The sequence below is a fragment of the Pseudomonas sp. AK181 genome (assembly GCF_051122975.1).
Lineage (GTDB): Bacteria > Pseudomonadota > Gammaproteobacteria > Pseudomonadales > Pseudomonadaceae > Aquipseudomonas > Aquipseudomonas lactis.
The window spans coordinates 4,057,371-4,075,524 of sequence record NZ_CP146348.1; the positions used below are offsets into that span (position 1 = coordinate 4,057,371).

Annotated in this window: 24 protein-coding genes and 2 pseudogenes; 16 read left to right on the forward strand and 10 right to left on the reverse strand. The window is 53.7% G+C overall.

Annotated features, from left to right (window positions below; genetic code table 11):
- Positions 1–57 precede the first annotated feature (57 nt).
- Together V8689_RS18385 and V8689_RS18390 are read left to right on the forward strand one after the other, a co-directional pair.
- A pseudogene (locus V8689_RS18385) lies at positions 58–666 on the forward strand (histidine phosphatase family protein); the annotation flags it as partial.
- A gap of 300 nt (positions 667–966) precedes the next feature.
- Positions 967–1,209: a DUF7693 family protein gene (locus V8689_RS18390; protein ID WP_223816872.1), complete on the forward strand. Its 243-nt coding sequence runs from the start codon at positions 967–969 to the stop codon at positions 1,207–1,209.
- Positions 1,210–1,569: 360 nt separating this feature from the next.
- Here the strand turns inward: V8689_RS18390 and V8689_RS18395 are convergent, their stop codons facing one another.
- The 3 genes from V8689_RS18395 to V8689_RS18405 all read right to left on the reverse strand — a co-directional run bounded on the left by V8689_RS18395 (position 1,570) and on the right by V8689_RS18405 (position 4,373).
- Positions 1,570–1,818 carry a CsbD family protein gene (locus tag V8689_RS18395; RefSeq protein WP_056789384.1) on the reverse strand — a complete coding sequence of 83 codons (249 nt, stop codon included), beginning with the start codon at positions 1,816–1,818 and terminating at the stop codon, positions 1,570–1,572.
- Positions 1,819–1,948: 130 nt separating this feature from the next.
- Complete coding sequence (locus tag V8689_RS18400) at positions 1,949–3,403, reverse strand: toxin-antitoxin system YwqK family antitoxin (protein WP_056789381.1); 1,455 nt, start codon at positions 3,401–3,403, stop codon at positions 1,949–1,951.
- A 229-nt stretch (positions 3,404–3,632) separates the two neighbouring features.
- Complete coding sequence (locus V8689_RS18405) at positions 3,633–4,373, reverse strand: GIY-YIG nuclease family protein (RefSeq protein ID WP_082587736.1); 741 nt, start codon at positions 4,371–4,373, stop codon at positions 3,633–3,635.
- Between the two features lie 128 nt (positions 4,374–4,501).
- On the opposite strand from V8689_RS18405, the gene V8689_RS18410 reads away from it, so the two are divergent.
- The 5 genes and pseudogenes from V8689_RS18410 to V8689_RS18430 all read left to right on the forward strand — a co-directional run bounded on the left by V8689_RS18410 (position 4,502) and on the right by V8689_RS18430 (position 6,485).
- Positions 4,502–4,711: a hypothetical protein gene (locus tag V8689_RS18410; protein WP_056789430.1), complete on the forward strand. Its 210-nt coding sequence runs from the start codon at positions 4,502–4,504 to the stop codon at positions 4,709–4,711.
- Positions 4,708–5,138 (forward strand): annotated as a pseudogene (locus tag V8689_RS18415) (hypothetical protein). The gene V8689_RS18410 and the pseudogene V8689_RS18415 overlap by 4 nt, the downstream one beginning before the upstream one ends.
- A gap of 96 nt (positions 5,139–5,234) precedes the next feature.
- Positions 5,235–5,774: an SH3 domain-containing protein gene (locus V8689_RS18420; RefSeq protein ID WP_223816871.1), complete on the forward strand. Its 540-nt coding sequence runs from the start codon at positions 5,235–5,237 to the stop codon at positions 5,772–5,774.
- A gap of 152 nt (positions 5,775–5,926) precedes the next feature.
- Positions 5,927–6,322, forward strand: a complete 396-nt coding sequence (locus V8689_RS18425; RefSeq protein ID WP_056789427.1) for a hypothetical protein — start codon at positions 5,927–5,929, stop codon at positions 6,320–6,322.
- Between the two features lie 31 nt (positions 6,323–6,353).
- Entirely contained in the window at positions 6,354–6,485 is a 132-nt protein-coding gene (locus V8689_RS18430; RefSeq protein WP_082587738.1) for a DUF2256 domain-containing protein, read from the forward strand.
- Positions 6,486–6,527: 42 nt separating this feature from the next.
- Here V8689_RS18430 and V8689_RS18435 read toward each other — a convergent pair whose 3' ends face one another.
- Positions 6,528–6,893, reverse strand: coding sequence for a histone-like nucleoid-structuring protein, MvaT/MvaU family (locus V8689_RS18435; RefSeq protein WP_056789377.1), 366 nt, complete (start codon positions 6,891–6,893; stop codon positions 6,528–6,530).
- A 410-nt stretch (positions 6,894–7,303) separates the two neighbouring features.
- Entirely contained in the window at positions 7,304–8,086 is a 783-nt protein-coding gene (locus V8689_RS18440; protein WP_056789374.1) for a DUF4253 domain-containing protein, read from the reverse strand.
- A 213-nt stretch (positions 8,087–8,299) separates the two neighbouring features.
- On the opposite strand from V8689_RS18440, the gene V8689_RS18445 reads away from it, so the two are divergent.
- Together V8689_RS18445 and V8689_RS18450 are read left to right on the forward strand one after the other, a co-directional pair.
- Positions 8,300–8,536 (forward strand): hypothetical protein, encoded by a 237-nt coding sequence (locus V8689_RS18445; protein WP_056789372.1) that lies wholly within the window; start codon positions 8,300–8,302, stop codon positions 8,534–8,536.
- Positions 8,537–8,677: 141 nt separating this feature from the next.
- Positions 8,678–9,076, forward strand: a complete 399-nt coding sequence (locus V8689_RS18450) for a hypothetical protein (protein WP_223816866.1) — start codon at positions 8,678–8,680, stop codon at positions 9,074–9,076.
- 108 nt (positions 9,077–9,184) lie between these two features.
- On the opposite strand, the gene V8689_RS18455 is transcribed toward V8689_RS18450, so the two are convergent.
- Positions 9,185–9,484 (reverse strand): hypothetical protein, encoded by a 300-nt coding sequence (locus tag V8689_RS18455; RefSeq protein ID WP_056789366.1) that lies wholly within the window; start codon positions 9,482–9,484, stop codon positions 9,185–9,187.
- 579 nt (positions 9,485–10,063) lie between these two features.
- Between V8689_RS18455 and V8689_RS18460 the strand changes: the two genes are divergently transcribed.
- Both V8689_RS18460 and V8689_RS18465 read left to right on the forward strand, forming a co-directional pair.
- Entirely contained in the window at positions 10,064–10,765 is a 702-nt protein-coding gene (locus tag V8689_RS18460) for a glutathione S-transferase family protein (RefSeq protein ID WP_056789364.1), read from the forward strand.
- Positions 10,766–10,998: 233 nt separating this feature from the next.
- Positions 10,999–11,562, forward strand: a complete 564-nt coding sequence (locus V8689_RS18465) for a TetR/AcrR family transcriptional regulator (protein ID WP_056789362.1) — start codon at positions 10,999–11,001, stop codon at positions 11,560–11,562.
- Positions 11,563–11,910: 348 nt separating this feature from the next.
- On the opposite strand, the gene V8689_RS18470 is transcribed toward V8689_RS18465, so the two are convergent.
- From V8689_RS18470 to V8689_RS18480, 3 genes are all read right to left on the reverse strand, one after another.
- Entirely contained in the window at positions 11,911–12,531 is a 621-nt protein-coding gene (locus V8689_RS18470; protein ID WP_048402005.1) for a hypothetical protein, read from the reverse strand.
- A 201-nt stretch (positions 12,532–12,732) separates the two neighbouring features.
- Positions 12,733–13,017: a hypothetical protein gene (locus V8689_RS18475; RefSeq protein WP_003191463.1), complete on the reverse strand. Its 285-nt coding sequence runs from the start codon at positions 13,015–13,017 to the stop codon at positions 12,733–12,735.
- 205 nt (positions 13,018–13,222) lie between these two features.
- Complete coding sequence (locus V8689_RS18480; RefSeq protein WP_056789359.1) at positions 13,223–13,639, reverse strand: hypothetical protein; 417 nt, start codon at positions 13,637–13,639, stop codon at positions 13,223–13,225.
- Positions 13,640–13,903: 264 nt separating this feature from the next.
- Between V8689_RS18480 and V8689_RS18485 the strand changes: the two genes are divergently transcribed.
- A complete protein-coding gene (locus V8689_RS18485) occupies positions 13,904–14,380 on the forward strand; it encodes a hypothetical protein (protein ID WP_056789356.1) in 477 nt (158 codons plus the stop codon).
- A 189-nt stretch (positions 14,381–14,569) separates the two neighbouring features.
- Entirely contained in the window at positions 14,570–14,905 is a 336-nt protein-coding gene (locus tag V8689_RS18490) for a hypothetical protein (protein ID WP_032900663.1), read from the forward strand.
- 97 nt (positions 14,906–15,002) lie between these two features.
- On the opposite strand, the gene V8689_RS18495 is transcribed toward V8689_RS18490, so the two are convergent.
- Positions 15,003–15,662, reverse strand: coding sequence for a hypothetical protein (locus V8689_RS18495; protein WP_081089313.1), 660 nt, complete (start codon positions 15,660–15,662; stop codon positions 15,003–15,005).
- Positions 15,663–15,882: 220 nt separating this feature from the next.
- Between V8689_RS18495 and tnpA the strand changes: the two genes are divergently transcribed.
- The 3 genes from tnpA to tnpC are packed head-to-tail and all read left to right on the forward strand — an operon-like array spanning position 15,883 to position 18,109.
- A complete protein-coding gene (gene tnpA, locus V8689_RS18500) occupies positions 15,883–16,200 on the forward strand; it encodes an IS66-like element accessory protein TnpA (protein ID WP_106120197.1) in 318 nt (105 codons plus the stop codon).
- Complete coding sequence (gene tnpB / locus V8689_RS18505; protein WP_040266828.1) at positions 16,197–16,532, forward strand: IS66 family insertion sequence element accessory protein TnpB; 336 nt, start codon at positions 16,197–16,199, stop codon at positions 16,530–16,532. The genes tnpA and tnpB overlap by 4 nt, the downstream gene beginning before the upstream one ends.
- 50 nt (positions 16,533–16,582) lie before the next feature.
- Entirely contained in the window at positions 16,583–18,109 is a 1,527-nt protein-coding gene (gene tnpC, locus V8689_RS18510) for an IS66 family transposase (RefSeq protein ID WP_106120196.1), read from the forward strand.
- Positions 18,110–18,154 lie beyond the last annotated feature (45 nt).

The window sequence follows — 18,154 nt, forward strand, 5'->3', positions numbered from 1 at the left end:
CAGTAACCTTTGGGATCTAAGAGAAATGATGGCCGAATCTGTGCGAGTAGTTCGTAAATGAAGCATGTGAGACTAATACGACATGGAGAAAGCGCTGCGAACGCGGGCGAAGCCACTTTAGATCACGCGACTATTACTCTCACCCCGAAAGGAGTTGAGCAAGCGCAGCTGGTGGCATTGTCGTTCAACCATGCTCCGGCTTTGATCGTTGCCTCGCCTTTCACCCGAGCGCACTCAACCGCTATGGCGACCGCAGCGGTGTTTCCTCATATCCCTTTTGAAACTTGGCCCATCCAAGAATTCACTTACCTTGAACCCGCACGGTGCACTGGCACAACCGTCGCTGATCGGCGCGAATGGGTGGAGGCGTATTGGGCCAAAGCAGATCCTCGTTTCAGGGATGGTGAAGGCGCTGAGTCATTTCTAGATTTCATAGCTAGAGCTCAATCGTTCCTGGAACGTCTTGCTGAACATGCCGCCCAAGACATCGTAGCTTTTTCGCATGGTCAGGTTATCAACGCTGTAGCCTGGCTGATTGAGCGCAAGCCGCTCGGCATTGATGGCGCAGCTATGTTGGACTGGCGTGACTATGAGATCGATAACCACGTGCCCAATTGTGGTGGGTGCCTGCTTTCGATAGATCCGGAGGAATCCGGCTGGAGAGTAAGCCGGTCAGCCACTGAGAAGCCACGAATGGATGCCGCTTGGCGCGTGCCGGGCAGAGCCTATCAAGTCGCTCGTGATCCTGAGCGCCTGCTCATTGAAGAGCGTGCCGAAGCTCTCTCAGTCGCAGGCTATCCGCTGCCAGGTGATGATCCGGCTATGTACGCTGAGCAAAGGCTGAAAGCTGCCAGAGCGGCAGCTAGTTCATCCCAGGTAGGTAGCGTTAGTGAAAACACTGCGGCGGAGCTCTCAGCGAGAGAGGTATGCCAGGTATTGCGAGAGGTCACCTTCGAGCGACGGACGATGACCAAGGTGAGCCAGGCGTCTTGGGATGAGATTTATGCGGGCCATTTCGTGGTGAGCGTCGAGGGTTGGCGGATATCGATCTACAACGACTGTGACACGCTCGACTACTGCGAAGAGTGCATCAGCTCTGATGGGCGACGCTGGTCGTTTGGCTCAGGGGATCGGTTTGGAACTGATCCCATTGCGTGGCTCAGCACTTGGGAACATCAGACGCTTGAGCGCCTCCTGAAAGCGCTCTAGGGAGCCAAGTTCGAGCGGGCCTCTACGAGGACGGCTGTCGTAAACCAAGCCTCGCCGTTGTCGAGTCTTGGCCCTGCGGGCTTTCATCCTCCCGCCTGCGCGCTCCGCTTGCTACTGCTCGCACTTCAACCTGCTAGGAGCATTGTGGGCCCGCCGGCCTACCGGGATTGAGACGCCCGGCGATAAAGGGAATAAGTAGCTGATCGCTTCAATTGGTGGCACGCAGCGTCCCCAAAAAAGGCGGCGAATCAGAGAAGATATCTGCCCTCGGCCCCGAAGCTCCTGATGGGCAATCTTGGGGGTGCGACTGGAGATAAATTGAAAAGGAACGCCCCTGACGGAACGTTCTTTCTTCATGACTCAGCGGCGAAAGAGACGGTCTAGAATTAGCAGCGCCACGGCACCAATCGCGATTGCAGCAACTGGTTTTTCTTTTACGAACGTAGATACGCCCTCCAGTGCGTCGCCATAGGCTTGGGTCAGCTGACCAGCAGCTTGGCGACCAGCGCCTTCCGCTTCCAGCGTCGAATCACCAAACAGCTTCCCGACGACGCTCTGTGCCTTTCCAGCAACCTTTTCTGCGACACCTTCGACTTGTTCATTCTTCATAAATCACCAAACCTTTGCGTGTGATTAGTAAGCTCAGGTTCAACCTGAGCTAGGCGCTAGCTGCACAGCATTAGGGGGATCGGCGTTATGATAAGTTCAAAGTTCTTAGGCCCCTGAGGTGACCTCTAGACTACTTACAGTCCTGCTCGAACTCCTCGAGCATGTCCGCACGGATCAGCGCTTCGGGATCTTCTGCGTGAACAGCATCAACCCTCTGCTGAACGCAGCTGTCGGAATCTCCACCGATACCTGGTATTGCAACAGTAGGCTCTGAGGAAGCAAGTGTCGCCCCGGCGGCTGATGTCTGACTAGGAGTAGGGATGTCAACCAATTGCAGGTTTTCTCCTCGCAATCCTTCTCCTGAAAAGCGACTAGCTTCTTCAAAGTCAGGGATGCTGGTTACGCCGCTTCCGTAGCGGTCATAATCAACAAGAGCCATTTTCCCCGGGTACTGAGCGATTAAGCTAGGAGCCAAGGCGGCGAGGATTTGAGTAGGTTTCCCGTTGTTCCAGAAAATAACGGCCTGCAGCTCACCTTTATCGCCGATCACCCTCTCCTGCCCATGCTTGACTACGCTCTGGGTTGGTAGCGTTGTGCGAACGCCTACACCTTGAAACTGGCTGTCCTGCTTGTTGCCGGCCCATACCGTCGCCACCGCGCTCTGTAGGATACCCTTGCTCCATTGCAGCTCACGGATCAGATGACCTTGATCGTCCCAATACTGCTCAACGCCATCTTTGCTGAGGTCGCTTGCCATGTAGCGATTTGCATCTGGAATGACCGCGAGACCGGTGTAGTGATGTACGTGCGCTCCGGTGTAGCTGTACTTATCCACGGTGCGAGAACGAATCTTGTCGTGGTCGAAGACACTAAGCTCTGTGACGTTGCCCCGTGCGTCCATTTGTTTCTGGACGCCATCCATTAAATCGTTGTCGTAGTTGTTCTCGCTGGCCAGGTACCACCGGTTGCTTTCAATACTGTAATCCTGCTGCAGGCCTTGCTTCTTACCATTAACGTAATTGCGATGCTGGGATCCTCGGTTGTCGAACCCGCTTTGCAAACCGTTCTTCCACTCGAGGTCTGCAATTTTTTCCTTACCTGCACTATCCCAAGCACGCTCACGACCATCCTTGCGGCCTTCGGTGTAGCTTACTTCTAAAACTTTCTCGCCGGTTTGGGCGTCGTACTGTTCCTGTACGCCATCTTGCCGACCGGTTTTCCAGTGCTCAACGACCACCTTTTTACTGGTCTTGGGATCGAAGCGCTCGGCCTTCCCGTCCTTCTTACCTGCTTTGAATTCACCGGTACCGACTACGGTTCCTGCGTTGTCGGCACACTTCATGTCCCCATCGGGAAGCCCTTTTTTGAAGTCAACAATGCACGTGCCGACATTGAAGAGCCCTAGAACCGAAATGGGGTAATTCGTGACACGACCAGTGAACGGATCTTCGGCGTGGATCTTATACAGGAGGCCTTGTATTTCTTTAGTTTGACGGGCGTCAATTTCTTCGTTGCAACCAGTGAGACTGAGGGTAGCCAATCCAATGGCACCAATCGCGAAAGCTCGACCTGCAATAAATCTCACCTGAAACTCCTGTTTGGTATGGGACGGCCCTCTGGCCGTGATGGGGCTCTTAAGTCCCGAGGTTGCGCTGCTCGGCGTCCTTGGAACGCTATGCGTACCGTTCCTTAACGTCAGCGGGAGCGAAACCTTGAGGAATAATGAGCATGAACAAGTGTGTCGTTAAAATCGGCACAATGAAGAACGACCACTGGCCCAGACTACAACGTGCCCGATGCTATTTTTTTCAAACCTAAGCTCTTAGTCTTATCTGCTGTATGTCGTCCTCCCCTAGATCGAACCACTCTCCATTGATGCGTTTCTCTGCGAACATTTTATGGTATCGCCGTTCTGCTGCGTGGCAATCTGAAAACCACGAACATAGCGGGATAGTGTAAATAAACGGGAGATGCACACCAAACGCCCGCATGCGTGCCGGCACATTGCGGGTTCTGCCAACCTTGTACCCATAGGCTGACTTCAGCAGGTACACAACGCCTGCTTTTTCTCCATTTGTGGGTTCACCAATTACTTCAATCGGGTTCAAACGCTCGGGAGAGACTCTCCTTGAAGGACGCTGCTTGGGATGCTTAGGTAGATTTTCAACTGCGCCTGTCTCACGAAGTATGAGCCCATCAAAATGCTCCCCCCACAGATGATGAAGACCATAGTCGGCGTTCTTTTTTTGTGCGAATCCAAATGCTCCGCCCTCCCAATAACTGCGGCCTTTGGAAGTATCGACCCATATTTGCGCCGATGTTGGTCTCCAATCCACATCTCTCATCACTCCAGCACGCCCCGTGATGATGCCCACCCATTTGAGGATCCCAGTATTTTCTGGCCGGTCGTATGCCGCAATTGCCAAGCCATGCCCAATCGCAGGAGGAGATGATTGATTGGCGAGGGAATCAGGTAGCAAAAATGTTGGGGGCGGCTCTGCTGACACGACGTCAAGATCGCAAGCAATGCGCCAATATTTCGGAGGAGTAAACATTCCTTGCTCTCCACTTTCTCATTCTCAAATCTTAGTCGTACATCAGGGAAGATGCTCATGCTATCTGCGTCTCACCGTAGTTTGCGCCCACTGCTATGCTGAGCCTTCCTATCACGGGGTCAAATAAGATGTCGGACGAGTATTCGCTATCAGATGTGCTGGATAGGATGTACCAGAACCAGCTCGCCCTAGAGGCAGCCCTGATGGAATTGACGCTCCACGTAGAAGCGCACGGACATGTGGATGTAGGAAATAACGTTCGTGGTGCTCTGGATACAATCGGCGAGAACGCAGGACACATCAAGCAAGGCCTAGCCCGACTCAAAAAGCTTCCATGATCCAGCCGCTATTTGACTTTGATCTCAAACGGGTCTCACGCGAGCACTACGTCACAGGGAAAGCAGCCATCAACTTTCCGTATTCAGGAGGCACAACGGGTGGTTGGTATTTCCTGTCTTACTTCGACCGAGAATCCGGCGTGACCAAGGTGTCTCTTGCTGGTATTCACTATCCTGACACCACCGCCTTCTTTAGCGACCTGGCATCATCGATGTCACTGAACAAATGGCGAAGCCTGGCTGGTCTGTAGAAGGTCGACAGTTACACATGGCGGATCACTATCGAGCCGCCGCCGACATGATCGTGCGGTGGGCATTGAGTGAGTCTGCTCACTGCAATCTCGAGGTTGATGAGTGGTTTCCATCCCCATCAGAGAAACAACAACTCCTTAAGGTACTCGACGTGGCAAAGCCGGAGCTCTTCTAGGTTGGCAGGCTGCAGAAAGTGGAGGCTTGGCTAAGCTTGCAGTGAATACCGGCACGCAACCAGCAGCTTGGTGCGAACTGTACGAGGGCAATGGATATGCGTAAAAAATCCCAGTCGTGGTTAGTCCCGCTTGTAATTCTCTTCGTGGTCTTTTGGGCAATAAGCAAGAAAGACACGCCTCCCGCTAAGGTTCCGCCCAACAAGCAGCCCACGCCGAACGGCTTAATTTCTGCTCCGCTATCAGCGACCCAGCCAGTACAGAGCGTACCAGTCGATCAGTTTGTAAATGCGGATAGGTTGAACCTGCGGAACCAGCCTGGAGGAAAGGTTATCTCGACCTTGAAACGTGGCGACAGGATTCAAGTCTTCGAAAAGAAAAATGATTGGGTTCGCATCAGCGTGGATGGTCAGCCAGCAAAATGGCTATCATCTAAAAGCCTCTGTGACGGGGCGAATTGCTACGCAGTCTCCAAGCAGGAACCAGTGCGTCAGACGAGACCTGCTCCTCAGCCTATTCCTCGGCAAACGCCGAGCTATGGATCCTCTTGCCCTTGTTCATCCGGAAACGTCTGTATCGGGCCTAGAGGCGGTCGGTACTGCATCACTTCTGGGGGGAACAAACGTTACGGTGTTTGATTACATCTCCATCACAGCACACCAGTCCTAATGGGCTGCGGCGACTCGCAGGGAGCTAATGGGCAAAGCTACTTCGATGGTGTAGTCCATAGCCACCATCCTATAATCCGTGACTGCAATCTCCCCAGGAGCTCATCACTATGGAAGCGAATATGCCTCAGCCTTGGTACAACACTCGTCCAGCCCCCGTCTTCATGACCGTCTTCTACTGTTTCATCGTCCTGCTTCAAGCTGGCGTCTGGGTGGTGGAGGAAGGTTTCGAGCAAACTCGCTTTGGTGACATTTCTATCTCGGTGTTTCTCAATATCTGCGTGGTAGCGCTGCTGATGTTCGTTGGCGGCTTGATGCTATTAGCCAGGAAAAAGAGTAGCTCGCTTTGCTTCATTCTTGCCTTGGCGTTAGGTGTAACATTTTCCCTTAGCCGAATGGGTAGCGGTTCTATAGTCCACCTGCTCACGCTGCCGATGTTCAAGGAGTACGCTTTGGTTTTTGGGATCTGGGTTTACAGCCTTCAACTGCGCACCACCGGATACTTCCTATCGAAGTAACCTTCTGACCATCATCAACATGGGTGCGGGTGTGAAAAAGAGCGAGCTTCCGGTAAAAACATGCCTTACGTGCGGCCTTCCTTTCACTTGGAGGAAGAAATGGACGCGATGCTGGGAGGAGGTTCGTTACTGTTCGGAGCGCTGCCGGCGCACAAAAGGTTGAGCCAAAAAAGGGCCATTAGGGGCCCTTTTCTATCAATAGAGATTACTTCGCGAGCCAAGACTCTACAGTCGCTGCGCCGTGCTCAATTTTCCACTCTTTCAAACCTTTGTGATTGCCGCCCTTCGTTTCGATGACCTCGCCGGTGTGCGGGTTCTTATAGACTTTCACCTGGCGGGCCTTGCGCGTGCCCGCTTTCGGCGTGGCGACAGGAACGCGTCGACCGGCTTGCGGATCAAGCAGGTTGATCACGTCCTTCAGGCTGTAGCCGTATTTTGCGAGCAAATCGCGCAGCTTCGTTTCGAATTCGATTTCTTTTTTGAGGCCAGCATCGCCCTTGAGGGCTTCAAGTGCTTGGAGTTGTTCGGCGAGGTGTTTTTCAAGTTGGCGGAATTCGGCAAGTTTGGACATGGGAGGTTCCTAAGCAATTGGTACTGTCAAGTCACAATAGAATAGACACTTGAATGAAGCAGAAGTATCAATGTTTAGATTCTATAAGCTGCTCGGGTACAGTACGTCAGAAAGCGCTGAGCAAACGACGCAAGTGGAGCGCGCGGGCTGGCACAGCCGAAGGCGTGAAGGATGGTTGCCCGTAGGGCCGAGATACTGCGGGACGCAGGAGCTCGGTTCACGACAGCCTGCCCGCGCACAGCGGCTCGCCAACTGAAGTAAGTCAGATCTTGCGGCCCGACTCAGTAGCGCCACCGTCGTGCGGAGAACACAACGTGCAAAGCAACTGCTCTCCTACAAGGCCGCCGAAAGCCCCAGACTTCTCACAAGATCTGGTCTCTATTCAGTCGGGCTTTTGCTGCGCACGGAGCTCATTCCACGTAACGGAGCCACAAATGCGTCTGACCGGAAATCGCCTGTGCGACTGCAGAAATGCGTGTCTGTAGGTCTTCATCGCTCGTGTTGTATAGCGCACAGAAGTCTTTGGCTACGACGTTAGCATGGGATATATCAGGCGGTTCAGCACGAACGAAGCCGATGTAAGAAGCACCTACGCCCATCAACTCATAGCCATGTACTTCTGAAAAGTGACGCGCAACCGCAAAATTTTTCGCAGGATCCAGGTCGGAAGTGAAATAGCCATTCGGAAAAGCCGCGAGTGCCTGGCAAGATTGCTGAACGGGCACCAGGAGAGCTGAAAGGGGCTGCTCTAGAAGAGAGATAGGGTTGTTCTGATAACCGATCCACTCCTGCAGGGCCTGCTCATCCAGCGTCAAACCATGAGCGCAAGCATCTTCAAAAGACGTGCCTGCAACCATCCGTGTGAAATTGCGAACGCAGATCGCGAACTCCGCTTTCGTCGTCGGATAGCCTATGTATTCACCATTCTCAAAGCACTCCGGAGGTAAGCCCGCTATGTCCTCCTCCGATGCATCGTCCATCCCTAGATTGTAGCGCACATGCCCAGATGTGTAGCGGGCTTGGTGCAGGTCATCGAGGGAGAAAAGAGATTTAAAGCCTGGGTGCGACTCAGCGATCTTGCGACGGGCTTCGGTCAGATCGTCAAAGCTGGTAATCCCGCTCACTCCGTACTCATCGCATGTACCTACAGACGGATTATCACGCATGCCATTACCGCGAAATACGATATCCATAAACCGGGGCCTGCTCCAGGTTGCTACTGAATTGAGTGAGTAATCCTAAGCGTTCCAGGATCATCATTGAAGGTCTGCCGCCAAGCGACAATAAGTCTTCCTGCCATCACATAGCGGCGCGCTACGCTAACTTTGACGTTCGCACTTCGAGGTAATGTTGATGTCCGAAACTGGCCTACCATGCAATTTCTAATCGCCTCAGGGAAGAAACTGATGACTACAGATCCGTTATGTCTAGTCTTTGTGCCGGCTCTGGCGGCAGTGCTGCAAGCCGCCGAGGATAAAAAGGGCCAGCCGCTTACCGAGATTGAGGTGTGTGAAATCCGAGACAGATCCACCTGCATCGCTTTGCCTTTCAGCGCAGCGTTGGCAATGGAAGAAGATCGTGGTTATCCAGACCTCATCGCTGAGGACTGCTGGAATGAATGGCAACGTCTACGCTCCCAGTGATTTGCGCCTGTACCAAAACAGTGCAGCCCTTCTGTGATCAGACAATCATCCGACTGTAAGCAACCGTTGCTCTCTGTCGGCCACGAGACGCTGGTAGCACACCGAGTACCTCCCTATCTGCCAAAAGTGAGTCATCCCCTTATGAACGAAGGTTGGCAAAACGACGACTATTTCATCGTCTTCACGGAGGATGAGAGCTTAGCTGCCATGAAGGCCTACAGATTTGATCATCATCTGCCGGGGTACACGCTATTAGGTCTAAGAGGATGGGATGACTTTATCGTCATCAACTCTTCCGGAGTAATATTTACCATTCCGACGCTGCCACTCGATGCGTCCTATGCCGCGCCGTTTGCCTTTCCCCATCAGATTTCCCTTGAACCGGACGAGCGTTTCGCTGGCAAGATCAAGTGGTATACGAAGCCCTTAGTCTTTGGGGGCGATCCGGCGGACAAAACAAATTTCGCTTGGATCACTCACGAGCGACATGCTGAGCTTGTCACCTGGTGGAACGAACAATACAGGAGCGCCAAAGCATAGAATTAGTGCAATTGCCCATAAAGCCGAAATCGCAACACATCCTCACGTTGCGTACTGAGGCACTCACGACTAGCCGAGACCCTATTTTTTTACCAGAGCTGCTGGGTGCTATCGATGAGTGTCCGTCTCCTCAGCCGGATAAAACTCGCCTTCCTTCCCCATCTTTTCCAGCCGTTCGCGCACCATCAACTCAACGTTGGCCACAGCAGCGTGATCGCCAGGGTTGACCACCTTCACGCAAAGACGTCTGACATTCTGATCGTGGGTGCCCTCGCTCATCATCTCGTGGGTGAAGACCTGTTCGCCACGCCATAGGCATAGCTGGGTATGAGTCCCGCCGAGCCATATCTCGTTGATTGATCTCAGGTCAGTGGTCGCCAGTTGATCGACGGTGATTGTCTTATCCATTGCACTGTACCTTACCCGTGAGTAGACACAGGTAGACTTACAGGCATAGCGGGTCGTTCCAAGCGTCTGCAGCTCAACCGCGCCAATGGTGGAAAGCAAGCCCCGGATCAAGCTCGGAAAATCGAAGGAGGACAGTACGAACAGATCGGGGGAATCCCATTACTAAAGCGCCTGGGCCTAAATGCGGATGGCAGCGCCTGGATAACTTTAATCACCTCTCACCAGGCCAATACCGCCGGCTCAATAATTAGCAGAAAACGGAAGAAAGCACTGACCTCAGACGCGTTCCTGCAACGCTCGCGATGGCGTGACGCCTGTGGTGCGATAGGAGCTATCGGTCATCAGCCTCCTCTCGCTTCTGGGGAACGGCATGAAAACTCAACTTTTAGAAGCAACACCTATCCGTCAAACCTTGCATCTACCAGTAGCATCCGCGTAAGCCCTATGGGCTGAATTAATTGTAGACACAGCCAAAGCCTAACAAATGTTAGGTATGTTCTTGACTCAGGTGGGTTTGACTCGCATGGTCTATCTACCTAACAACAGTTAGGTTTGAATTCACCTATTCAGGACTGGGCCATGACTACCAAATTGCAGCTATTCACTTCCCCTTCGGCTTTCCCCAATCCGCAGCGACTTCGGTTATTCATGCATGAAAAAGGCATTGCCGATCAGTTCGATGAAACCATCTATGACATGGCGCCTGGTGGCGAGCAGCGCGGATGGCGTCACCTAAATATGAATCCATGGGGTGAAACACCCACGCTCCAACTGGCAGATGGCAGCTTCATCTCTGAAACGCCTGCTATCGTTCGTTTTCTCGACCAGTCTTATCCGGGCCGCAAAATCATGGGTGAGACTGCGTTAGAGCAAGGCCTGGACAACATGTGGGATAACAGGATCTGGGTGCATATCCTCTATCGGATCGTCACGGCTTTTCATGTGTTGCACACAGGGCTCGGCTTCAAACTTGAACTGACGAAGAACGAGGCATGGGGCGAGCACTGCCGTAAGGAGGCACTGACACACGCGGCCTTGGTGAATCGTCATTTGGCTGACGGTCGAGAATGGTTGCTGGGCGGTACCGATCCCACGTTTGCGGATATCACGCTGGCAACCGCCATTGCGTTTTCCAAGTTCCCGGTAAACGCCACCCCGCTAGACGAACGCTTTGAGCATCTGGATGCGTACTGGCAGCGCTGGCAGAAACGCCCAAGCTTCCAGACTGCATACGCTGATCGCAACAGTGGTATACCAGAACTGGATCTGCCCTCAGACTAATCTGTCTTAATGGGCAGTATGAGCGGTCGGGATCGCCATCACATGGCGGTCTCGGTGCGAGTGATTCAGATGGTTGAAAATGAGCGAAGCATGACTCGTTCGATTTATGCCAGCAATGTGGACACTGAACAGCTTAAATACTCTGTTCTTTACTGACTTAACGAATGTTAGAACTTTTTGCTTTAACATAGCCCGCCTCCCCAGAACTCGTCCGACGTACGAAAGGCACGACTATGAGCAACAACGCCCGCGAGGCCATACTCCTGGCTGCCCGAAACATCGCCCAGTCACAGGGGTACAACGGCCTGAATTTCCGCGATTTGGCGCATGAGGTTGGAATCAAGCCAGCCAGCATCTATTACCATTTTCCCAGCAAGGCGGATCTGGGAATTGCTGTTGCCAAGAGGTATTGGCAAGACGGTGCGGCTGCGCTTCAGGCTATATCTGAGCAAACCCCGAACCCCGCCGAAGCTCTGCGCCGATTTCCTGAGATCTTTCGTCGCTCACTTGAGGCTGAAAACCGGCTTTGTCTTGGCAGCTTTGTGGGGGCGGAAATCGATAATCTCCCCCCTGCAATGGCCGAGGAGATTCAGGCTTTTGCACAGGTAAATATTGCCTGGTTGAGCCAGATGCTTGTCGCTGCGAAATTCTGCGAGGCAGCCGATAGCGAAGTGCGCGCGCGCGCTATTTTTTCGGCTGTGGCGGGTGCTCAACTTATCGCAAGAAGCAGGTCAGACATCTCACTGTTCGATACTCTGATTGAGGCCTATCGTGCCTATGGGCCGCTGCCGGCGTAGTGGCAGCTTTTAGCCGACTGCGGCTCATTGTGAACGGGCTTCGGGCTGAACACGCCAGTCGTATAACGTAGTTACTAGCCGAACACAGACGCCCTTTCGAGCAGTCAAATTGAGTTGAATAGACCGAGATATGAAATGGTTGCGGTGCTCTCCGGTAAGCGCACCAGCGGCTCTACATCGGTAGTGGTCGAACGTCGGTCGCCCCAGATGGCATTCGAACCCAGCCTCTTCAAGGGCGGCTTTCGCGAGCCGAGCCGCCGGGGCGTCTCGGCCCTTCGGGCATTCATCCTTCACACCAACGGGCTTCGGCATGCGCGCACCGCTTGCGAGGGAACGCGCCACTCCTCGTTAATCTGTAACCTGCGGGCAAGGGTTAAAAACCTCGGTTACGTCGAGTGTTGTATGCCACGGGATGGCAGTGCCTGACACCATTCCGCCTACGGTTTGCTTTCGACCCGACTTGCGCACATATCCGCCATCCGTCCCAGTGAAGACGTGCTGCCCTGGCTTCGTCAGATAATCAAAGAAACTGACTTTCACAGGCACATTCATTTGCCCACCCGGCGTAATGACGGCGAGCATGATCGCTCGGTCTTTGGTGAATACAACGAACGGTTCGACTCCAGTGCGACCACCAACTGTCTTCACGCACTGCACTTGTTCTGGGAGGATGCGTGCGGTTTCAGTGTAGGTGTGGTTGTTGTAGAGGCTGAGGATCAGGCCTTTGCTGGTCAACACTCCCAGGCCTTGAGTGGCCCTGCAGCTGCCTTCGCTTCCATATGGGAACAAGCACCAGTTAGTTTCCGATACGGCTTGAATATCCGATGGTGCAATTTTCAGATCGCGCTGGATTTGGGCTTTTGATTCCGGCGTGTCGTAAGGGATCATGACGCATCCGCCGACTGTCACTGCTGCGATGAGGCCTATGGCCGCAGCTACGTTTTGAACTGATGATTTGAAGGTGTTCATTGTTCGCTCTCCTTGCTGTATTACCACCACTGGAAGGCTGTGGCGATTTTGGTAGCGAACCTTACGGCATGGGCGAAAAGCAGTCATCCTCGTGCTGATAACTGGATCGGTAGATGACTTGATTGGACGCTTACCTATTTCTGACCGATTGCTGCACCCTGGCAAAATCGTACGCAATACCTTGCTTAAAGAGCAAGCAACTCAACGCTCGAGCCTGTCGTCACTCTCCTCCGACATTTTGGTACTCGCTTTCATCGCAGATAGCGTCGGCTTGGCAGCAGCGATGACAAGGCGCCATTGAGGGAGCGCAATTGCCGCAGCGTCGTTCTCTATGAGTTCAGGTGTTGCTTCGCAAAAATCCTCGATGGCTGCGCTTACATTTACCAAAAAAACGCTCTGCATTGGAGTGAACCCCTGATCGACGAAGTATCCTTTTGGCGACGGAGTTGGCACCCAATCTTCCCATGAATTGATTAACTCATTCATACCACACCGAGGTGGCTCATTCTCGCACTCAATCAGCCACTCAAGTAGCTCGACAATTCGATTTCGTATTCGTTGGTAGACAAGCTGTCTGGTCATAATTTCACGTCTGGTTGAATCGTCATCCTGCCCCTAATGAGGACAATTTTAGCCTTAATACAGTGCCCGCCCCTGGACAAAAACGGGCCTAACCTATGAGGCCGTCAGCTCAGTTGAACAGGCCGAGATATGTGATGGTTGCAGTGCTCTCCGGCAAGCGCACCAGCGTCTCTACATGGGTAGAAGTCGAACGACGGTCACCCCAGATGGCATTCGACCCCACCAGAATAAAATGGGTAAATTCTGTTGCCTTGGAGCTGAAAAGCACTCTCTCAGAGGGGCTGCGGATTTGCGCTATGACGTCTTCTGGGGTGCCGATAAGCTCAACGAAGTCTGAATCCATATAGAACCCAAGTTCTTCCGCTAGTCGCCAGATTGGATTGCGTTCTTCCCACGAAATGTACTCGGCTTCGCTTGTGCTTTCAGGGGGCTCTGGCTCCCACTGCTCAAACACAAATTTCCGCGCATCGGATTCAGTGACGAAGTTGGCACCGAAGAGATGGAAGGGCCAGCAGCCATCTTGCATGACACGATCTCGATTGTTGAAGAGTCGTCAGAATCGTACCTGATTAAAATCGGAGGAGCAGCTTGTCAGGGAAGCCCGACGGGGAAAGATGCCCACAATCCCTCGTCCTCATCGTTGTGCCAAGGTTGAAAGCTGCCGGTTCGTCCAAGTCTAATATAGGCTGCCCTTAAAGCGTCCGAGAGTAGTGATCTGACGCGTAGGGTGATATCACTGGAGTATCATCATTCTATGTGACACAGCCGCACTGCTTTAAAGGACTTCGCCATGCACCAAGCTATCAGCGCCGCCTACCACCGACCTGGATTCGCCAGGAGCGCTTGCGCATGGTTAATGATTGACGGCATTGGCATTGAGCAATGGCTGTCCACTCATCTCGAATGGTCAGACGTCGCAAGGCTTGGTCTTTCTCTGATCTGGCTTATCGACGAAGACGAAGACGCTCTTGCGAACCGTCGCATCATCCCGGCGGAGGATGGGAGCTCCACAATCGTGCCGTTGCTGGTCTGTAGCGATGACATGAATTTCGACTGTATCGTCGTGGTCGTTGAGCAGGTAATCGATGCTGACACCGTACACTGGCGGCGCTTCGGTCGAAGTATTTCGGACAACCTGGAAGTTGGAATTTCGACAAAATGGATCGCCGAGAGCAAGCCGGTAAGCTTTGCATTGGAGGATTTCCAAAACGCATTGGAGCAGTTCACTCAGTTGTCGAAGACGAAGCCAGACAACCATTGCGATTGATCCCTTAAGCCCTCAATAGCCTAGCTTACGTTGCATTATTTTTATCTCTATCAGGCCCACTACCACGTTGAAATGTTGCGAGCACGTAGCCCGAATTCACAGTGGGCATACATGCTTCCAGAGGCCACGCTGGAGCAGCAATCCTAGTAGAATTCGTCGAGCTGATTACCACCCACTTTGAGATGTTCTATGAGCTCTGAATTAACTGAAGAAGAAATGCGTCGTGCCCTATTCGGTACGCCTCAGCCCGAAGAGCAGATATCTGCTCCTCTAGTAAATGAGCCTGTGGAAGAAGTTGTGCTCGCGAAACCCGTTGTCGCTCCAGCAGCCAAGAAGAAGGTGGCGAAAGCATTTACGCCCAGGCTGCGGGTCACGCTACGGGTTGGAAACGAGTTCGAGGGAAAAATGACCGAGTTGATTCACGAGGCTGATACGTTGAGCTCGTTGCTCGCCGAACAAGATGCGGTGAAGGCTGCCAAGAAAAAATACAAATACGTGGAAGTGCTATCCGTTAAATCGATGTAGGAAATCCAATTGTGCCCATGAGTTGAAAGGTCGCGCGCCTAGGACGTTCTCTTATTTTGAATGAGCAAGCCCCTCTCGGCCCTGCTCTCTGCCTGCATCAACTCGGTGGAGTTGTCGACGAACAGCCCGTCACTTGTGGGTAAGTCTGGCAAACCAGCATAGTTTTATTTTTGGGCTCAAAGCCGTGATCAATCATGCAACGCTGCACTTCTGCAGTGCGTCCTGTGCTAGCGACGTCCAGATTCGACCCAAGTGGATTCGCATAGCCGCACGCATACATGACCGGCAGGGCTTCACTATCATTGGCTACCTTGAATTCGAAATGGCGTGATGCTCCCGCTTTACGCCATGAGACCTGCATACGTTCATCCCGACCAGAATTAGGCTTGATTGGGTGAAATGCTTCATCTTCTACAAACGGCAACGCTTCGAGCTGCGACAAACTGAGAGGACGCCCCTGCCTTTCTTCGACGCAGGCTGGCATATTCTCCATTATTTCACAGTATTCAAAGCCGTCTTTACGTGTAAAACCGAGGCGCTGCATACATTGAAAGTGAATTATCTCTTCGTTTATTGGAAAGCGGTTTAGTGGCCCTGCCACAGGGTCACCACATTCTGCCATTGCGGCTTTAACGCCCTCTACGGAGGTAGAAGCGCGTTTCCATTGGGTGAAAGACGCCGGTGGCGGGCACCCGGTGAGTAAAAGTACCGATGAGATCAGGACTGGGATGGTAATGATCTGAGATTTTCTGAACATATTTTGTCCTTAATTTATGTCAGGCTACCCGAATGGTGTCCAACTCCTCGGGGCGAATAATTCCACCATATGACTCCCACGGTACCAGTCGCTACCTGGGCGGTCTCAGGTATGCCGGGTGTAACCGTCCGGCCAAGTCACCTACCGAACTCCAGCATTAAGGGCGATGGTGTCCGCGTATTTTTAAGCGGACGCGATCGCCCTTATCGCAAGGATTTCCATGCGCCAACGAAGCTCTTACCCGAAACCATTCAAAGCCCAGGTCGTCCAGGAATGCCTGCAACCCGGAGCGACAATTTCCAGCGTAGCCATCCATCACGGCATCAACGCCAACGTGATCCGCAAGTGGCTACCGACTTACCGGGATCAATCGCCTGCAACCTTGCCGGCTTTCGTTCCGGTAAAAACGGGACCAAGGCGAGCATCAGAAGAGATGGTGATCATCTCGCTGCCTCTGGGTGATAAATCCATCACCGTAAAATGGCCAGCCTCGGATCCGGACGGCTGCGCCTGTTTCATTCGTAGCCTGGCCCAATGATTCGCGTCGATGCAATCTGGCTCGCCACCGAGCCTATGGACATGCGCGCCGGCACTGAGACTGCGTTGGCCCGAGTGGTCGCGGTGTTCGGTGCGGCGAAGCCGCACTGCGCTTACCTCTTTGCCAACCGTCGGGCCAATCGGATGAAAGTCCTGGTGCACGACGGCGTCGGTATCTGGCTAGCGGCACGGCGCTTGAACCAAGGTAAGTTTCATTGGCCAGGCCTCCATCGTGGAACGGAGGTCGAACTCGACCCCGAACAACTCCAGGCGCTGGTACTTGGATTACCCTGGCAACGAGTCGGTGCGGGCGGTGCAATTACATTGCTTTAAATGCTGCCTTTTAGCTGAAGCAGTCGGGCTGCTTTGGTAAAATCCACCCCATGACTTCCTTGCCCGATCTCGACCAAATGACCCCCGAACAACTGCGCACACTAGCTGCGCAGTTGATGTCCAAGGTCGACACCCAGAGCCGAAAGATCCATCGTGATGAAACGATTATCGAGCAGCTCACTCACGAGATCGCCATCCTTAAACGGCACAAGTTCGCCAAGCGCAGCGAGCAGATCAGCCCGGCGCAGGGCAGCCTGCTCGATGACCTACTCAATACCGACCTCGAAGCCATCGAGGCGGAGTTAAAAGCCCTTCATCCCGCTCCCGCACAGGCAGAACCACGCCAGCAACCCAAGCGTGTGCCGTTGCCACCGCAGTTCCCACGTACTGTGATCCATCACGAGCCGGACAACACCCAGTGCGCGTGCGGCTGCCAGCTTCAGCGCATCGGTGAAGATGTCAGCGAAAAGCTGGACTACACGCCGGGCGTGTTCACCGTCGAACAGCATGTGCGTGGGAAATGGGCATGTCGGCAGTGCGAAACACTGATCCAGGCCCCGGTGCCGGCGCAGGTAATCGACAAGGGTATCCCCACTGCCGGCCTGCTGGCCCACGTGATGGTGGCCAAGTTCGCCGACCACCTGCCGCTGTACCGGCAAGAAAAGATCTTCGGCCGTGCCGGCCTGGCCATCCCGCGCTCGACACTGGCGCAGTGGGTGGGTCAAACCGGCGTGCAGCTTCAGCCCCTGGTCGATGCGTTGCGCGAAGTGGTGCTGGCCCAGCGCGTGGTTCACGCCGATGAAACGCCGGTACAAATGCTGGCTCCGGGAGAGAAGAAAACCCATCGTGCTTACGTCTGGGCCTACAGCAGCACGCCTTTTTCGGCACTCAAGGCTGTTGTCTACGACTTCAGCCCCAGCCGTGCCGGCGAACATGCGCGCAACTTCCTGGGCACCTGGAACGGGAAGCTGGTCTGTGATGACTTTGCCGGCTACAAGGCCAGCTTTGAGCTGGGCATCACCGAGATCGGCTGCATGGCCCATGCACGCCGTAAGTTCTTTGACTTGCATGTAGCCAATAAAAGCCAATTGGCGGAGCAGGCGCTTCACTCGATTGGCGGGCTTTACGAAGTCGAGCGACACGCCAAGGAAATGAGCGACGAAGACCGTTGGCGATTACGCCAGGAAACAGCAGTGCCCATCGCTGAAAAGCTGCATGAGTGGATGCTGGCCCAGCGTGAAATTGTGCCCGAGGGTTCGGCCACAGCGAAGGCTCTGGATTACAGCCTCAAACGCTGGGTAGCGCTGACGCGCTACCTGGCAGATGGTGCTGTGCCCATCGACAACAACCAGATCGAGAACTTGATCCGGCCGTGGGCGCTTGGGCGGTCTAACTGGTTGTTTGCGGGATCGCTGCGCAGCGGCAAGCGGGCGGCCGCGATCATGAGCCTGATCCAGTCAGCGCGCATCAACGGGCATGATCCGTATGCTTATCTCAAGGATGTACTGACGCGGCTGCCGACGCAGCGGGCCAGCGAGATGGAGCGACTGCTGCCGCATCAGTGGACGCCTGCCTAATCTGCGCAAGGTGTGTTCGCTGGCCGCTTACTGCCGGGTGTCAAA

Excerpts from the sequence above, each read along its gene's own strand:
- V8689_RS18390 (WP_223816872.1), top strand. The coding sequence starts at position 967 with ATGACCAAGGTGAGCCAGGCGTCTTGGGATGAGATTTATGCGGGCCAT.
- V8689_RS18425 (WP_056789427.1), top strand. The coding sequence starts at position 5,927 with ATGCCTCAGCCTTGGTACAACACTCGTCCAGCCCCCGTCTTCATGACC.
- V8689_RS18445 (WP_056789372.1), top strand. The coding sequence starts at position 8,300 with ATGACTACAGATCCGTTATGTCTAGTCTTTGTGCCGGCTCTGGCGGCA.
- V8689_RS18485 (WP_056789356.1), top strand. The coding sequence starts at position 13,904 with ATGCACCAAGCTATCAGCGCCGCCTACCACCGACCTGGATTCGCCAGG.
- V8689_RS18465 (WP_056789362.1), top strand. The coding sequence starts at position 10,999 with ATGAGCAACAACGCCCGCGAGGCCATACTCCTGGCTGCCCGAAACATC.
- V8689_RS18475 (WP_003191463.1), bottom strand. The coding sequence starts at position 13,017 with ATGAATGAGTTAATCAATTCATGGGAAGATTGGGTGCCAACTCCGTCG.
- V8689_RS18395 (WP_056789384.1), bottom strand. The coding sequence starts at position 1,818 with ATGAAGAATGAACAAGTCGAAGGTGTCGCAGAAAAGGTTGCTGGAAAG.
- V8689_RS18450 (WP_223816866.1), top strand. The coding sequence starts at position 8,678 with ATGAACGAAGGTTGGCAAAACGACGACTATTTCATCGTCTTCACGGAG.
- V8689_RS18455 (WP_056789366.1), bottom strand. The coding sequence starts at position 9,484 with ATGGATAAGACAATCACCGTCGATCAACTGGCGACCACTGACCTGAGA.
- V8689_RS18440 (WP_056789374.1), bottom strand. The coding sequence starts at position 8,086 with ATGGATATCGTATTTCGCGGTAATGGCATGCGTGATAATCCGTCTGTA.
- V8689_RS18470 (WP_048402005.1), bottom strand. The coding sequence starts at position 12,531 with ATGAACACCTTCAAATCATCAGTTCAAAACGTAGCTGCGGCCATAGGC.
- V8689_RS18495 (WP_081089313.1), bottom strand. The coding sequence starts at position 15,662 with ATGTTCAGAAAATCTCAGATCATTACCATCCCAGTCCTGATCTCATCG.
- tnpC (WP_106120196.1), top strand. The coding sequence starts at position 16,583 with ATGACTTCCTTGCCCGATCTCGACCAAATGACCCCCGAACAACTGCGC.
- V8689_RS18410 (WP_056789430.1), top strand. The coding sequence starts at position 4,502 with ATGTCGGACGAGTATTCGCTATCAGATGTGCTGGATAGGATGTACCAG.
- V8689_RS18480 (WP_056789359.1), bottom strand. The coding sequence starts at position 13,639 with ATGCAAGATGGCTGCTGGCCCTTCCATCTCTTCGGTGCCAACTTCGTC.
- V8689_RS18405 (WP_082587736.1), bottom strand. The coding sequence starts at position 4,373 with ATGTTTACTCCTCCGAAATATTGGCGCATTGCTTGCGATCTTGACGTC.
- V8689_RS18490 (WP_032900663.1), top strand. The coding sequence starts at position 14,570 with ATGAGCTCTGAATTAACTGAAGAAGAAATGCGTCGTGCCCTATTCGGT.
- V8689_RS18420 (WP_223816871.1), top strand. The coding sequence starts at position 5,235 with ATGCGTAAAAAATCCCAGTCGTGGTTAGTCCCGCTTGTAATTCTCTTC.
- tnpB (WP_040266828.1), top strand. The coding sequence starts at position 16,197 with ATGATTCGCGTCGATGCAATCTGGCTCGCCACCGAGCCTATGGACATG.
- V8689_RS18435 (WP_056789377.1), bottom strand. The coding sequence starts at position 6,893 with ATGTCCAAACTTGCCGAATTCCGCCAACTTGAAAAACACCTCGCCGAA.
- V8689_RS18460 (WP_056789364.1), top strand. The coding sequence starts at position 10,064 with ATGACTACCAAATTGCAGCTATTCACTTCCCCTTCGGCTTTCCCCAAT.
- tnpA (WP_106120197.1), top strand. The coding sequence starts at position 15,883 with ATGCGCCAACGAAGCTCTTACCCGAAACCATTCAAAGCCCAGGTCGTC.